The organism is Haloechinothrix salitolerans (assembly GCF_042662605.1).
Taxonomy (GTDB): domain Bacteria; phylum Actinomycetota; class Actinomycetes; order Mycobacteriales; family Pseudonocardiaceae; genus Haloechinothrix_A; species Haloechinothrix_A salitolerans.
This window is the reverse complement of sequence record NZ_JBHSXX010000001.1, coordinates 5,997,413-6,011,266: the sequence shown is the minus strand read 5'-3', so window position 1 is coordinate 6,011,266 and position 13,854 is coordinate 5,997,413. Positions and strand designations below refer to the sequence as shown.

General features: G+C 68.7%; 16 protein-coding genes. 8 read left to right on the top strand and 8 right to left on the bottom strand.

Annotated elements, in window-relative coordinates; genetic code table 11:
• Positions 1-175: 175 nt before the first annotated feature.
• Positions 176-1,249: a mannose-1-phosphate guanylyltransferase gene (gene manB, locus ACFQGD_RS28675; RefSeq protein ID WP_345406287.1), complete on the top strand. Its 1,074-nt coding sequence runs from the start codon at positions 176-178 to the stop codon at positions 1,247-1,249.
• Positions 1,250-1,335: 86 nt separating this feature from the next.
• On the opposite strand, the gene ACFQGD_RS28670 is transcribed toward manB, so the two are convergent.
• The 4 genes from ACFQGD_RS28670 to cofD all read right to left on the bottom strand — a co-directional run bounded on the left by ACFQGD_RS28670 (position 1,336) and on the right by cofD (position 4,652).
• On the bottom strand, positions 1,336-1,701 hold the full coding sequence (locus ACFQGD_RS28670; RefSeq protein ID WP_345406290.1) for a GntR family transcriptional regulator: 366 nt from the start codon (positions 1,699-1,701) through the stop codon (positions 1,336-1,338).
• A gap of 83 nt (positions 1,702-1,784) precedes the next feature.
• Positions 1,785-2,333: an NUDIX hydrolase gene (locus ACFQGD_RS28665; protein ID WP_345406293.1), complete on the bottom strand. Its 549-nt coding sequence runs from the start codon at positions 2,331-2,333 to the stop codon at positions 1,785-1,787.
• Entirely contained in the window at positions 2,330-3,670 is a 1,341-nt protein-coding gene (locus tag ACFQGD_RS28660; RefSeq protein ID WP_345406296.1) for a coenzyme F420-0:L-glutamate ligase, read from the bottom strand. The genes ACFQGD_RS28665 and ACFQGD_RS28660 overlap by 4 nt, the downstream gene beginning before the upstream one ends.
• Positions 3,663-4,652, bottom strand: coding sequence for a 2-phospho-L-lactate transferase (gene cofD / locus ACFQGD_RS28655; RefSeq protein WP_345406299.1), 990 nt, complete (start codon positions 4,650-4,652; stop codon positions 3,663-3,665). Before cofD ends, ACFQGD_RS28660 begins: the two co-directional genes overlap by 8 nt.
• A gap of 228 nt (positions 4,653-4,880) precedes the next feature.
• Between cofD and fdxA the strand changes: the two genes are divergently transcribed.
• Positions 4,881-5,240 carry a ferredoxin gene (gene fdxA, locus ACFQGD_RS28650; RefSeq protein WP_345406302.1) on the top strand — a complete coding sequence of 120 codons (360 nt, stop codon included), beginning with the start codon at positions 4,881-4,883 and terminating at the stop codon, positions 5,238-5,240.
• Entirely contained in the window at positions 5,241-6,338 is a 1,098-nt protein-coding gene (dapC, locus tag ACFQGD_RS28645) for a succinyldiaminopimelate transaminase (RefSeq protein ID WP_345406305.1), read from the top strand. It begins immediately after the preceding gene.
• Positions 6,339-6,374: 36 nt separating this feature from the next.
• Here the strand turns inward: dapC and ACFQGD_RS28640 are convergent, their stop codons facing one another.
• From ACFQGD_RS28640 to ACFQGD_RS28630, 3 genes are all read right to left on the bottom strand, one after another.
• The gene (locus tag ACFQGD_RS28640; RefSeq protein ID WP_345406308.1) at positions 6,375-7,376 is read right to left on the bottom strand and encodes a CHAD domain-containing protein; all 1,002 of its coding nucleotides are present in this window, start codon (positions 7,374-7,376) and stop codon (positions 6,375-6,377) included.
• A 29-nt stretch (positions 7,377-7,405) separates the two neighbouring features.
• On the bottom strand, positions 7,406-8,392 hold the full coding sequence (gene dapD, locus ACFQGD_RS28635; protein WP_390221119.1) for a 2,3,4,5-tetrahydropyridine-2,6-dicarboxylate N-succinyltransferase: 987 nt from the start codon (positions 8,390-8,392) through the stop codon (positions 7,406-7,408).
• A gap of 70 nt (positions 8,393-8,462) precedes the next feature.
• Complete coding sequence (locus ACFQGD_RS28630) at positions 8,463-8,903, bottom strand: hypothetical protein (protein WP_345406311.1); 441 nt, start codon at positions 8,901-8,903, stop codon at positions 8,463-8,465.
• A 44-nt stretch (positions 8,904-8,947) separates the two neighbouring features.
• On the opposite strand from ACFQGD_RS28630, the gene dapE reads away from it, so the two are divergent.
• The 3 genes from dapE to ACFQGD_RS28615 are packed head-to-tail and all read left to right on the top strand — an operon-like array spanning position 8,948 to position 11,415.
• The gene (dapE, locus tag ACFQGD_RS28625) at positions 8,948-10,018 is read left to right on the top strand and encodes a succinyl-diaminopimelate desuccinylase (RefSeq protein ID WP_345406314.1); all 1,071 of its coding nucleotides are present in this window, start codon (positions 8,948-8,950) and stop codon (positions 10,016-10,018) included.
• A 24-nt stretch (positions 10,019-10,042) separates the two neighbouring features.
• Positions 10,043-10,828 carry an LOG family protein gene (locus tag ACFQGD_RS28620; protein ID WP_345406317.1) on the top strand — a complete coding sequence of 262 codons (786 nt, stop codon included), beginning with the start codon at positions 10,043-10,045 and terminating at the stop codon, positions 10,826-10,828.
• Between the two features lie 17 nt (positions 10,829-10,845).
• The gene (locus tag ACFQGD_RS28615) at positions 10,846-11,415 is read left to right on the top strand and encodes an LOG family protein (RefSeq protein WP_465261645.1); all 570 of its coding nucleotides are present in this window, start codon (positions 10,846-10,848) and stop codon (positions 11,413-11,415) included.
• A 4-nt stretch (positions 11,416-11,419) separates the two neighbouring features.
• Here the strand turns inward: ACFQGD_RS28615 and ACFQGD_RS28610 are convergent, their stop codons facing one another.
• The gene (locus tag ACFQGD_RS28610; RefSeq protein ID WP_345406323.1) at positions 11,420-12,088 is read right to left on the bottom strand and encodes a lysophospholipid acyltransferase family protein; all 669 of its coding nucleotides are present in this window, start codon (positions 12,086-12,088) and stop codon (positions 11,420-11,422) included.
• A 126-nt stretch (positions 12,089-12,214) separates the two neighbouring features.
• Between ACFQGD_RS28610 and ACFQGD_RS28605 the strand changes: the two genes are divergently transcribed.
• Positions 12,215-12,832: a hypothetical protein gene (locus ACFQGD_RS28605; RefSeq protein ID WP_345406326.1), complete on the top strand. Its 618-nt coding sequence runs from the start codon at positions 12,215-12,217 to the stop codon at positions 12,830-12,832.
• Positions 12,829-13,776 carry a glucosyl-3-phosphoglycerate synthase gene (locus ACFQGD_RS28600; protein ID WP_345406329.1) on the top strand — a complete coding sequence of 316 codons (948 nt, stop codon included), beginning with the start codon at positions 12,829-12,831 and terminating at the stop codon, positions 13,774-13,776. Before ACFQGD_RS28605 ends, ACFQGD_RS28600 begins: the two co-directional genes overlap by 4 nt.
• The last annotated feature ends 78 nt before the right edge of the window (positions 13,777-13,854 follow it).

The following is a 13,854-nucleotide window of genomic DNA, read 5'->3' as shown; positions in this document are numbered from 1 at the left end:
CTCCGACCTCCCCGGTCTTACCGGGCCGCATCCGATCTTCGCCCGTGCACCGTCCAGGGTATGCCCTCGTGGTGCGTCACGTCAGGTAGTCACACGGTCTGTCGCCCATCCATGTGGTGTGAGCCGGACGAATGAGAGTATGTGGACCATGCCGGAGCCTCGATCGGAGCAGCGCATGGCTGCCAACACGGATGCGATCGTCCTTGTCGGTGGGAAAGGGACGAGGCTGCGGCCACTGACGTTGACCGCGCCGAAGCCGATGCTGCCGACGGCGGGCGTGCCGTTCCTGACCCACTTACTCTCTCGCATCAAGGCCGCCGGGATGCGCCACGTCGTGCTCGGGACGTCCTATCGGGCCGAGGTGTTCGCGGAGTACTTCGGCGACGGTACACAGTTCGGCCTGGAGATGGAGTACGTCGTCGAGACCGAACCGCTCGACACCGCTGGGGCCATCCGCAACGTCGCGGACCGGCTGCGCGGCGAGGACGCCATGGTGTTCAACGGCGACATCTTGTCCGGCACCGACCCAGCCGCGCTGCTGAATGCACACCACGACGCCGCGGCTGACGTCACGCTGCACCTAGTCAAGGTGGCCGACCCGAGCCGTTTCGGCTCCGTGCCGACCGACGCGTCTGGGCGGGTGACGGCGTTCCTCGAGAAGACGCCAAACCCGCCGACCGACCAGGTCAACGCGGGCTGCTACGTCTTCCGACGTGACGTCATCGAGTCCATTCCCGCTGGCAGGCCCGTGTCCGTGGAACGCGAGACGTTCCCGGGCTTACTGGAGTCCGGCGCGACGCTGCACGGGTTCGTCGACTCATCCTACTGGCTCGACGTCGGCACTCCCGCCGCGTTCGTGCGGGGATCGGCCGACCTGGTGCGCGGCATCGCGCCGACCCACGCATTGCCGGGTTCGCCGGGCGAACGGCTGGTGCTCGACGGCGCTTCCGTCGCCCCGGAGGCCACTGTGGACGGTGGGTCATCCGTTGGAGCGTCGGCCTCGATCGCGGCAGGCGCGCGGGTGTCTGGATCAGTGGTCTTCGAGGGCGCGCGGATCGAGCGCGACGCGGTGGTCGAGGACTCCGTCATCGGACGCGATGCCCGTGTCGGTGCGGGTACGGTGCTGCGTGGTGTCGTCCTCGGCGACGACGTCGACGTCGGCGCTGGGTGTGAACTGCTCGAGGGCGCGCGGCTCTGGCCCGGTGTCGTCCTCCCGGACGGCGGGGTGCGGTTCAGCACGGACGTCTAGCGCGGTGCGCTGAATGACGCCTTCTCTGCGTTGGATGCGGCGAAAGCGGCTTTCACCGCGCCAACGCGGCGAAAGCGGCTTTCACCTCATCTGGACTCGGCACGTAGCGCGGCCCCCACGATCGCGAGCGCTTCGTCGTCACTAATGCCGAGGCTGATCACGGTTCTGGCGTAGCTCTTCGCCGCGGCGGCGGCCTTGCGCCGGGCCTTATCCTTCCCTGCCGCGACGAAGGTTCCCGCGCGGCCCTTGGTCTCGAGTAGGCCTGCCGCTTCGAGTTCCCGGTACGCCCGCGCGACGGTGTTCGGTGCGATTCCCAGGTCTCCTGCCAGGTTGCGAACCGTCGGCAGCTTGCTCCCCACAGGCAGCTCGCCTGTGTTGATCTGATCGGCGACCTGTGATCGCACCTGCTCGTACGGTGACAGTCGCGATCCCGTATCGATGCTGACGATCATTGGTCGAGTATGCCGTGTCTGTTGCTACTCGTGAACGCGCGGTAGGGGGCCATTACCACGTATGGGCTAACCCAGGGGTCTGTTCACGCCTGCGATTCATACTGGGAGTGGGTCGAGGCGATCAGTGGAACGAGATCATCACTTCCGTCGGGAAGTGCGTCGATCGGCCACCATCGCAAATCGTCGGACTCGTCACTCCGCACTGGTTCCGCGCCAGCGGGCGCCCGTACCACGAATCGGACGTCGAAATGCCGCGTCGGGACGCCCAGCGAACAGGTCACCGGATGAACGTCCAGGTGCACCGGCAGTGGATCGATGCGCAGATCGTCCATCCCGGACTCCTCGGTGGCCTCGCGTAGCGCGGCCGCGCGCAGGGAGACGTCGCCGGGCTCGCAGTGGCCGCCTAACTGTAGCCAGCGGCCCACTCTGGGATGCAAGGTCAGCAAGACGTGCCGCTCGGTGCTGTCGAGTACCAGCGCGGACGCCGTGAGATGGCCCGGCGCGCAGGCGCGTTCGCACGCGTCGGCTCGCGCGTCCAGATAGGACAGATACGCCTGCCGCAGCGACTCCTGCTCCGGTGTGGACGGTCGCCACGCGCTGAGCGTGTCGGTGGCCTCGACGTGCAGGCTCACAGTTCCGTCAGTCCCTCTCCCAGTTCGCGTGGCGGCCGGGGCGATAAGGCGCCGTCCGCCGGGTGTCCGATCGCGATGGCACCGAGCGGCTGCCAGGTGTCCGGTAGGTCCAGCGTCGCGCGGACGACCTCGGGCGCGAAGATCGTGGAGCCGACCCAGCAGGAGCCGAGCCCTTCCGTCGCGAGCGCGACAAGCAGTCCCTGCACGGCGGCCCCACCCGCGACGGTGAACATCGTGTGCTCAGACTCGCGACGTCGTTGGTCCGGATAATCGTGCGCGCCGTCGGCGACCAGGAACGGCACCACCAACTCGGGCGCGTCGAACAGCAGCTGCCCCCGCCGCACCCTGCGTTCGATCCGCTCGGGGGCGAGGCCGTCATCGGCGAGGTCGGCGCGCCAGGCCTGGCGCATCGCTTCCAGCAGGTCCTTGCGCCTGGCTGCCTCGCGCAGCCACACGAACCGCACTGGCTTGGTGTGGTGCGGTGCGGGTGCGGTGAGCGCGACGCCGACGGCGCGGCGTAGCGCATCCGCGTCCACAGGGTCGTCGTTGAACGCGCGCACCGACCGTCGTAGGAGCACCGCTTCCGAACGCCCCTGCTTGATCGCCTCCTCGGTGCCGAGCCGGAACAGATCCTCCTCGACCGGCCGGATCAGATCCCGTGCCCGGGAGCCGTCGTCATTGATGCTCAGCCCTCGGACGACCGCGACCGGTGTGCCACCAAGCTTGCCCTTGACCAGGTCCGCCGCTGCCGCGATCTCGTCCGCGACGGCGACCTCGGTCACCTCCAGCTCGTTGCCCTCGGAGTCCACGGATCCGGCGTAGGAGTGGAGGACCCGCAGTCCGCTCGCGCCGATCGCGGTGTCGGTCTGCCCAATCCGCCATGCCCGGCCCATGGTGTCGGTGATGACCACGGCGACGTCGACACCAAGCCGGTCGCGGAGCCCGGCGCGGAGGATGGCGGCGGAGGCGTCTGGGTCCTCGGGGAGTAGCGCGATCTCGTCTCCCGCCACATTGGACGCGTCCACACCGGATGCCGCCTGCACTATGCCGAGCCGATTCTCGGTGATCAGCGTGGCCTTCATCCGCGCGAGTACGCGCACTGACTCCTCGTCGACGTAACGACGTCGAGCGGCATCCCGTGCGGCTTCGTCGGTGGGCACCTGCCGGATACGGCCCTCCACCTTGGACACGATCTTCGACGTCACCACGACGACGTCGCCGGCTGCCAGCCATGGCGCGGCGTCCGCGATCGCGGCGGCCAGGTCATCGCCCTCGCGAAACGTGGGGAGCCCTTCGACGGCGCGGATGTCCACTCGGGGCGCGGCGTGGTCAGTCAACGTTCACTCCCGCCAGATCGAACGCCGCTAGCACCATCGCGGCCGTGGCATCCACATCGGACATCAAAAGCGGAACGTCCGACACGTCGACGCCAGGCACGTCGGCGGACTCACCGGCCGCGATGAGCCAGCCGTCCAGGATGCCGTCGTCCTTGCGGGCGCCGTAGTGCTTTCCGACCGCCTCGGCAGTGGTGTCGACGCCGATCGCGGACAGGCAGGCGTCCGCCATCCCGCGCAGCGGCCGGTCGCCGATGATGGGGGACACGCCGACGACCTTGGCCTTCGTGGCTTGGAGTGCGGGCTTGATGCCAGGTACGGCGAGCACGGTGCCAACGGACACCACCGGGTTCGACGGCGCGATCAGCACGACGTCCGCCTCGGCCAGCGCATCGGTGACGCCCGGGGCTGGCTTCGCCTCGTCCGCGCCGATCGGCACTATCGAGTGCGCTTGCAGTGCGGCGCGGTAGCGCACCCACCATTCCTGGAAGTGCAGTGCCTTCTGCTGGCCGTGATCGTCTGGGTCGTCGACGACGACGTGCGTCTCCACGCGGTCGTCGGACATCGGCAGCAGCGTCACGCCCGGCTGCCACCGGTGGCACAGCGCCTCGGTGACCGCCGACAGCGGATAGCCCGCGCGCAGCATGCGCGAGCGGATGAGGTGGGTGGCGATGTCCTTATCGCCCAGTCCGAACCACGTCGGGTCCGCGCCGTAGGCCTTGAGCTCCTCGGAAACGGTCCACGTCTCGTTCGCGTGGCCCCAGCCACGTTCGGTGTCGATGCCGCCGCCGAGGGTGTACATACAGGTGTCGAGGTCGGGGCAGATCCGCAGCCCGTGCAGCCAGACGTCGTCAGCGGTGTTGACCAGCGCGGTCACCTCGTGGGCGCTCTCCGCCGCACCGATCGCCGGCATGTCCAGTGCGGCTTTCACGCCGAGCAGGAACCGGGCGCCACCGACACCGCCCGCGAGCACAACTACCTTCACGAGTGCCGATCCTCCCACGTGCCGGGCTGGGCGCGGAATGTCGCCCATACTCGACATCGCCATCCTGGAGGGACGACTCGCCGATCCAGACGTGTTTGGCACCACATTAGCCCCCTTCGGGGCGTCTCATCGCGTGGAATAAGGGTGGCCTCACGACCGCTCGCCGGTACGTTCGGCGTACTGTGCGGGGTAGCCACCACAGCTAAGAGGACATCTCAGGAGAGCGCAGTGACCTACGTGATCGCCGAGCCCTGCGTCGACCTTCTCGACAAGGCGTGCATCGACGAGTGCCCCGTTGACTGCATCTACGAGGGCGAGCGCATGCTCTACATCCACCCTGACGAGTGCGTGGACTGTGGTGCGTGTGAGCCGGTCTGCCCGGTCGAAGCCATCTTCTACGAGGACGACGTCCCCGACGAGTGGGCGACCGAACCCACCAACTACACCAAGGCCAACGTCGACTTCTTCGAGATCGACGTCAATGGTGAGGGCCCGCTCGGCTCGCCGGGGGGCGCCGCCAAGGTGGGCAAGGTCGCGGCCGACCCGCAGTGGATCAAGGACCTGCCCCCGATGGGCGAAGAGCACTAGATGGCTCGCGCGCGGAGCGCGCTGCCCGACTTTCCGTGGGACTCTCTGACGCCCTACGGGGATAAGGCGCGCTCCCATCCCGGCGGCATCGTCGACCTGTCCGTCGGCACGCCGGTCGACCCCGTCGCGCCGGAGATCCAGCGAGCGCTGGCTTCGGTCGCGGAGGTCCCCGGTTATCCGGCCACCCACGGCACGCCTGAGCTGCGCGCCGCCGTCGTTGACGCGCTGGTGCGCAGGCACGGCGCGGCCGGGATCGAGCCGGACGCCGTCCTGCCAACGGTTGGCTCCAAGGAACTGGTCGCGTTACTGCCACAACTGCTCGGACTGGGTGACGGCGACGTCGTCGTCATCCCCGAGTTGGCGTACCCGACGTACGAGGTAGGCGCGCTGCTCGCGGGGGCTAAGGTGCGCCGCGCGGACGGGCTGACCCAGCTCGGCCCTGAGCGCCCCAAGCTACTCTGGCTGAACTCGCCGTCGAATCCGACCGGGCGCGTGCTCGGTGTCGACCACCTGCGCAAAGTCGTGGAATGGGCACGCGAGCGCGGGGTCGTCGTGGCGTCGGACGAGTGCTACCTCGCGCTCGGCTGGGACAGCGAGCCGGTGTCGGTGCTACACCCCGACGTCAACGGTGGCAGCCTCGACGGCCTGCTCGCCGTGCACTCGCTGTCCAAGTCCGCGAACCTAGCCGGGTACCGCGCCGGGTTCGTCACCGGCGACCCCCGGCTGGTCGCTGACCTGCTCGCGGTGCGCAAGCACGCCGGGCTGATCATGCCGCGTCCGGTGCAGGCCGCGATGACCGCCGCACTCGCCTCCGACGACGTCCTGGCCGTGCAGCGCGAGAAGTACGCGGCGCGGCGCGACTCGCTGCGCAAGGTGTTGCAGGCGGCCGGGTTCCGCATCGACCACTCCGAGGCCGGTCTGTACCTGTGGGTGACCCGCGACGAGGACGCCTGGCAGACGGTGGACTGGTTCGCCGAGCGCGGCATCCTCGTCGCGCCGGGCACGTTCTACGGCCCGGCTGGCGGCAAGCACGTGCGGATCGGGCTCACCGCGACGGACGAACGCGTGCGCGAAGCCGTCACCCGGCTTGACACCTGAGGTGCGGCCCGGCGCTCGCGGTTCTGGGCGCGGTCGTCACACCAGCGGCTTCGCCCGTTTAAGCACCTTCTGGCAGCGGCCGGACAGATCCGCACGTGCCTGTGCCTTCCGCGCCATTTCGCGCTCCACCAACCTGCCCGCCACGAACGCGGGCAGCGGCTCGTCCTGCTCCGCGCCCAACTCCCGCACCCGCTTGGCCGCCACCACGGCATCCTGATGCACACCGAGCACGTCCTGCAGCCGCTTCGCCGCCTTGATCAGCTTCGTGAGCCGCTTGACGTCGGACGGCTTCGCGGCCGGTAGCGCCGTCTCCGCCGTGTACCGGAGCCGTTTGCCCTTGATCCGCAGGTCGTGTAGCTGAGCGTCCTCGGGATCGTCACCCAGGTCGTCGATGGCCTTACGCAGCGCGCGATACGGTTTGCGCAGCGAACTGACGAACGTCGTCCCCGTGAGCGGGTCTCGCGCGTCGTCGCCGTCACCGTTCGCGAGCGTGGCGAGCCCCGTGAGCATGGCCTGGTACCGCGCGCTGGACAACGCTCTGCCCAGGGCCATTCGGTGCGTGCCGCGCTCCTTGACCAGCGCGGACATCAGTCGTTCCGCCGCGGCCAACTCGTCGTCGTCGAATCCGGCTGTCTCCGCCCGCAGTCGCATCAGCAGGACATCGAGGTCTCGCACCGGGTTGGTGAGGTCACCGAGCCAGCGCAGCTCGTCCCGCAAGTCGGCGGCGGTGTAACGGGCGAAGGGTGCCTGCTCGGGTGGTCGCGTGTCCGTCGCCGACCGCGCTTCCCCGGTCAGCGACGGCACGGCCTTGAGCACGCTGCGCAGTCGCCGGATCGCGACCCGGAACTGGTGCAGTTCTTCCGGATCCTTGCCCTCGCGTGTCCCGTCCTGGTGACGGAGCAGCGCGCGCAGCTGCTCGTCGATCCGCGCACGGGCCTGCTCCGTCGCGGTGGTCGAGGCCGAGACGTCCTTCGGTTGCTCGCCCAGCCCGACCTCAGTGGGGGTTGGAGCCGCGCGCTGTCCTCGTGCCGACGTCATCACCATGATCGTAAGCCAGGACGCCCGCGTTAGTCGTTCTTGTGCAGCTCCGCGTTCAACTCGATACCGGTGCCTTCCCTACGCACGGCCTCGACCACGCCGGTCGCCGAGTTACGGCGGAACAGCGCGCCGGAGATGCCGGAAAGGTCGGCCGCCTTGCGCAGCGTGCCATCGATGCTGACCTTGGTGCCCGCCGTGACGTACAGCCCAGCCTCGACGACGGAGTCGTCCCCGAGCGAGATGCCAATGCCCGCGTTCGCGCCAAGCAGGCAGCGCTCGCCGACCGAGATGACCTCCTTGCCACCGCCAGACAGTGTGCCCATCACGGACGCGCTGCCGCCGAGGTCGGTGCCGTCGCCGACGACGACGCCCGCGGAGATCCGCCCCTCGATCATCGATGCGCCGAGGGTGCCCGCGTTGAAGTTCACGAAGCCCTCGTGCATCACCGTCGTGCCGCTGGCGAGGTGCGCGCCGAGCCGCACCCGGTCGGCGTCACCGATGCGGACGCCGGTCGGGATGACGTAGTCGACCATGCGCGGGAACTTGTCGATGCTATAGACCGTGACGTGGCCGCGCGCTCGCAGTCGCATCCGGGTCGCCTCGAACCCGTCGACGGGGCAGGGGCCGAAGTTGGTCCACACGACGTTGCTGAGTAGCCCGAAGACACCGTCCATGTTCTGGCCGTGCGGGCGCACCATGCGGTGCGAGAGCAGGTGTAGCCGCAGGTAGACGTCGTGGGCGTCTCGTGGCGCCGTGCTGAGCGAGCCCATCCTGGTGCGCACGGCGATGACCTCGACACCCCGGTCGGTGTCCGCGCCGAGCAGTGTCGTCGCGGCCTTGCCGAGCGCCGCGGCTGCCTCGTCGTCGCTCAGGCGCGTCGTGCCGGACTCACCCGTCTCGGTGAGCTTGGGGTGCGGAAACCAGGTGTCGAGCACGGTGCCATCGGTGGTGATGGTGGCAAGCCCGACTCCGGTGGCGCCGGTGGTCTCGGGATTGGGGGTCTGCTCGCTGTTCACGCCTATCACCGTAACCCGCGTGCCTGACACGCCCACCGTGTGGCCCGGCTGAGTGTGGGACGCCGCGCCGCTACGCCCCGAGGGCCTGCTTGGCGGCGGTGACGGCGTCGGCGAGATCTTCGAGCGCCGTGACGCACTCGCCCTTCCCAGCGGTGTCCTGCCGCATGCAGTTGGCGTCCCGGTAGTCGGCTATCGCGGCCGTCATCCGCTGTCCCGGCTCCGCGAGCCGCGGGAACCCGGTGTTGGCCGCCGCCTCGATGGTGTTCGCGGCGTTCGCGAGCTGGGTGACGTATTTCTCGCACTGCGATGGTGCGCGCGACGCTGGGTCGCTGTGACACGGGTCCGAGGTCAGCGCGCGCAGCTTCGTCTCGATGGTTTCCACATCGATGCTGTCGCGGACGTCGCGCTCAAACTCGCCCGCGTCACACGCCGCGAGCATGGCGATCGTCGCCGCGCTGAGGAGGATGCCGATGGTCCTGCCGAGAGACGTCAAACCTTCGCTGATGCGCACACCACACACGGTACTCACCGTCAGTGCTCGGTACTGTCTCGGCCATGGAGCTTGACCTGGGCGCCGACCCCGTTGACCTGACCGCTGCCATCGTCGACATCCGCAGCGAATCCGGTGAGGAGAAGCCGCTGGCGGACGCTGTCGAGCACGCGCTGCGCACCCAGGCGCCACACCTGGAGGTTGTCCGCGATGGCAACGCGGTGCTGGCACGGACGTCGCTCGGCAGATCATCGCGCGTGGTGTTCGCGGGTCACCTGGACACCGTGCCGATGAACGACAACCTGCCGCTGCGACGCACCGGCTCCGGCACGACCGAGGTGCTGCATGGTCTCGGCGCCGTCGACATGAAGGGCGGCGACGCGGTGTTCCTCTCGCTTGCCGCCACCGTCACCGAGCCACGCCACGACGTCACGTTCGTGTTCTACGACTGCGAGGAGGTCGAGGCCTCCCGCAACGGTCTCGGTCGCATCGAGCGGAACCTGCCGGACTGGTTGCGCGGCGACCTCGCGGTGGTGGGGGAACCGTCCAACGCGGTGATCGAGGCCGGTTGCCAGGGCACTCTTCGTGTGGAGTTGCGCTGTGACGGCAAACGCGCCCACACCGCGCGGGCGTGGATGGGTGTCAACGCCATCCACGCGCTCGGTGAGCCGCTGCGAAGGCTGGCGGAGTACCAGCCGAGGGTGGTCGACATCGACGGCCTCACCTACCGCGAGGGCCTGCAGGCGGTGCGGGTCGGCGGCGGAGTCGCGGGCAACGTCGTCCCCGATGAGGCGACGTTGGCCGTCAATTACCGGTTCGCGCCGGACCGCTCGCCTGATGAGGCGTTGGTGCACGTGCGGGAGGTTTTCGGCGGCTACGAGCTGTCCGTCGCTGACCTCTCCGGCGGTGCTTTGCCAGGGTTGTCCGAACCGGCGACAGCGGAGCTGGTGCGGGCCTCCGGGGGTGACCCGGTCGCCAAGCTGGGGTGGACCGATGTCGCACGCTTCGCCGCATTGGGCATGCCCGCGGTGAACTTCGGGCCGGGTGACCCGACGTTGGCCCACACCAAGGAAGAGCACGTGGCGGCCGCTGAGATCGGCAGGGTGGCCGAGGTGCTGCGCGCGTTCCTGAGCTGAGCGCGTCGGGATAGGCTCGCGGGCGTGGCAGAACCAGGAGCGAATGTCGACCACACCTATCCGGAACATCCCAGGGAGAAGCACCGGGGTCCCGTCGTGCTGCGCCGTTCCCGCAGGGAGGAGACGAGCACGACCGACCAGCGGCTGCTCGACACGCGCGGGCCGTCGGACTGGGTGCACACCGACCCGTGGCGCGTGCTGCGCATCCAGGCGGAGTTCGTCGAGGGCTTTGGCGCGCTCGCCGAGGTCCCCCGCGCGGTGACCGTATTCGGGTCGGCGCGCACCAAGCGTGAGCACCCCGAGTACGAGCTCGGCCGCAAGATCGGCGCCGCGCTGGTCGACGCGGGCTTCGCCGCGATCACCGGTGGCGGGCCAGGCGCGATGGAGGCGGTCAACCGTGGCGCTTCCGAGGCTGGCGGGCTCTCCATCGGCCTCGGCATCGAGCTGCCGTTCGAGCAGGGCCTGAATCCGTGGGTCGACCTCGGTGTCAACTTCCGCTATTTCTTCACCCGCAAGACGATGTTCGTCAAGTACTCGCAGGCGTTCATCTGCCTGCCAGGTGGGTTCGGCACGCTGGATGAGCTGTTCGAGGCGCTGTGCCTCGTCCAGACCAAGAAGGTCACCAAGTTTCCTGTCGTGTTGTTCGGCAAGGACTACTGGCGCGGCCTCTACGAGTGGATCAACGACAGCGTCCGGCGCGAAGGCAAAATCAACGAGGCGGACATGAACCTGCTGTACCTCACTGACGACATCGACGACGCGGTGCAAGTCGTCCGGGAGGCGTACCAGGCGTGGGAGGACACCCACTGATGGCGCGGTTGGGTCCAATCAAGGCTGTTTGCGTCTTCTGCGGCTCGTCCACCGGCACGGGCAGCCGCTACGTCGACGCCGCGACGTCGCTGGGTGAGCACCTGGCGCGCTCCGGCGTCCGGGTCGTCTACGGCGGTGCGCACGTCGGCACCATGGGCGTGCTCGCCGACGCCGCCCTCGCGGCCGGTGGCGAGGTCGTCGGTGTCATCCCGGAGGGCATGGTCGAGCGGGAGATCGCCCATACCGGCCTGACCGAGCTGCACGTCGTGGCTGACATGCATGAGCGTAAGGCCCTGATGTCGGAGCGGGCGGACGCCTTCATCGCGTTGCCCGGCGGCGCGGGCACGCTGGAGGAGCTGTTCGAGGTATGGACCTGGGCGCAGCTCGGGTTGCACGCCAAGCCGATCGGCCTGCTCGACATCGACGGCTTCTACCAGCCGCTGCGCGCTATGACCGACCACATGGTCGACGAAGGCTTCCTACGCGCCGGTCACCGCGACGCGTTGCTGTTTGACACCGACCCCGACCGACTGCTCAGGGGACTGGCCGAGCATCGGCTACCCGAGGTGAACAAGTGGGCGGGCTGAGCGCTCAGGCAGCCTTCGGTCGTTCGTGGTAGCGGTCCACGTAGGTCTGCTCGGACAGTTCGAGGATCGCGTACATGATCTCGTCCGTGACCGACCGCCGGATCGCCTGCGAGGCGTCCATTCCGTAGTAGCGGGAGAAGTCAAGCGGCTTACCGAACCGCACCTCGATCTTGACCGGACGCGGTATCCGCGCACCGACTGGCTGCATCCGGTCGGTGCCGATGAGCGCGACCGGCACCACGGGTGCTCCGGTGGACAGCGCGAGCTGCGCGACGCCGGTGTGACCCCGATGCAGCTTGCCGTTCAGCGAGCGGGTGCCTTCCGGGTAGATGCCGAACGCGCCGCCCTCATCAAGCACCTTGCGCGCCGCCGTGAGTGCGGCCAGCGCGGCGTGGGCGTTCCCCCGTTCCACCGGCACATAGCCGAGAGCGGAAAGGAACGCCGCGACGAACCTGCCCTTGATGCCGCGCTGGGTGAAGTACTCCGCCTTACCGAGGAATGCCACCTTGCGCGGAGTCACCAGCGGGATCACGGCGGTGTCAACGGCGGACAGGTGGTTCGCGGCGATGATGAGGGGCCCCTCGTGTGGCACGTGCTCCGTCCCGGTCACCTTCGGGCGGTACAGCAAACGAGCGAGCGGGGCGAGAACCCAGCGAATCAGTGCGTCCAACACGGCAAGATCACTCTCGGTCAGCCTCGAAGGATGGTGGTAAGGCATGGTGGCGAGACATCGGCGCCGTCCCCAAGCATGGCACGATCTGAGCCTGTGATGCCGGTCGGAAACACAACCCTTACCTGGGTGGAGCAATTCCCCCTTGTCATGGGAGTCGCGTCGGATTCGGCTCAGGCGGGACGTGTGTTGCGCGATGGCGCCGACATCGTTGACCTGGGCCGAGCGAGCGGCGCACTATTGCGTGAGTTACGTCACACTCACGCGGGTGTTCCGCTCGCCGTGGACGTCGCTGGCGTCTCCGACGCCGCCGCCAGGGTGCGTGAGTTGGCTGGCGCCGGTGCGGATTTGGTCTACGCCACTGGCGGTTCCATGGAGCGGGAGCTTGCCGTGCTCGCCGCGGAGTCGGGTGCCGCTGTGGTGTGCTCTCCGGGGGAGGTCGAGTGGCTGCGCGCCGAGGGGGTGGCGCGGGTGTTCGTCACGCCAGGGTGGCGGCAGTCCGCGTCTGCCCGCACGCTGCGGTGGGGCAGGGAGCTGGCCGATGGGGACTGGCCGGTGCTGTTGACGGTGTCCGACGGCGACGCCGAGAACGGCCCGGACACCATTGCCGCCGCCGCACTCGCCGCGATGGCGGGCGTGCGGGTTCTGCGTACGGACCGCGTGACCGAAACGAGAAGGACGGTGGACATGATCGCCAGCATCGCCGGGACCCGCCAACCGGCCAGGGTCAGGAGGGCGCTGGCATGACGTCGCCTGACTCCGGGGCGGGCTCCGGCCGCTTTCTACCGCGTACATACCAGTACGTGGACTGGACGGTGACCGATCTGCTGTGCGCCAAAGGCGAGCGCACGGTGTCCGTGGTCCTCCCGGCGTTGAACGAGCAGGACACCGTCGGCGGCGTCGTCGCGTCCGTGCGGCCGCATCTCGGTGAGTTGGTGGACGAGATCGTCGTCGCCGACTCCGGATCGACGGACGACACCGTCGCTCGCGCCATCGAGGCGGGCGCGCGGGTCGTGCGCCGTGACGAGGTCCTGCCCGAGCTATCGCCGTGGCAGGGCAAAGGCGAGGTGCTGTGGCGTTCGCTCGCCGCGACGTCCGGCGACGTCGTGGTGTTCCTCGACTCGGACCTCATCGACCCCGACTCGTCGTTCGTGCCCGGCCTGCTCGGGCCGTTGCTGCTGGCCGACGGCGTGCACCTGGTGAAAGGCTTCTATCAGCGACCGCTGCGGCTGGAAACCGAAGTCGCCAACACCGGTGGCGGCAGGGTGACCGAACTGCTCGCGCGGCCGGTGCTCGCCGCGTTGCGGCCCGCGCTGTCGGGCGTGGTGCAGCCGATCGGCGGTGAGTACGCGGGAACACGCGAGTTCCTGGAGTCGGTGCCGTTCGCGGCTGGCTATGGCGTGGACATCGGGCTGCTGCTCGACGCGGAGCAGCGCTACGGCGTCGATGCGCTGGCGCAGGTCAACCTCGGCGTGCGCAAACACCGCAACCGCTCGCTCCTGCAACTCGGCGTGATGGCCAGGCAGTTGCTCGGCACGATGCTGGCGCGCAGCGGCATTGATACGGCCGAGGCGGCGGCGTTCACCCAGTTCACGCAGGTCGCGGGGGAGTGGCTGCCCGAGACGTCCGAGGTGTTCGTGGCCGACCGGCCGCCGATGCGTGAGGTACTGGCCGCGAGGCCGTTCGGTTAGATAGGTGTGTCTCTCTACCAAAATCCGATACAGTCATATCGTGACCGATACGACTGTATCGGATTTCGCGCGAGAGAC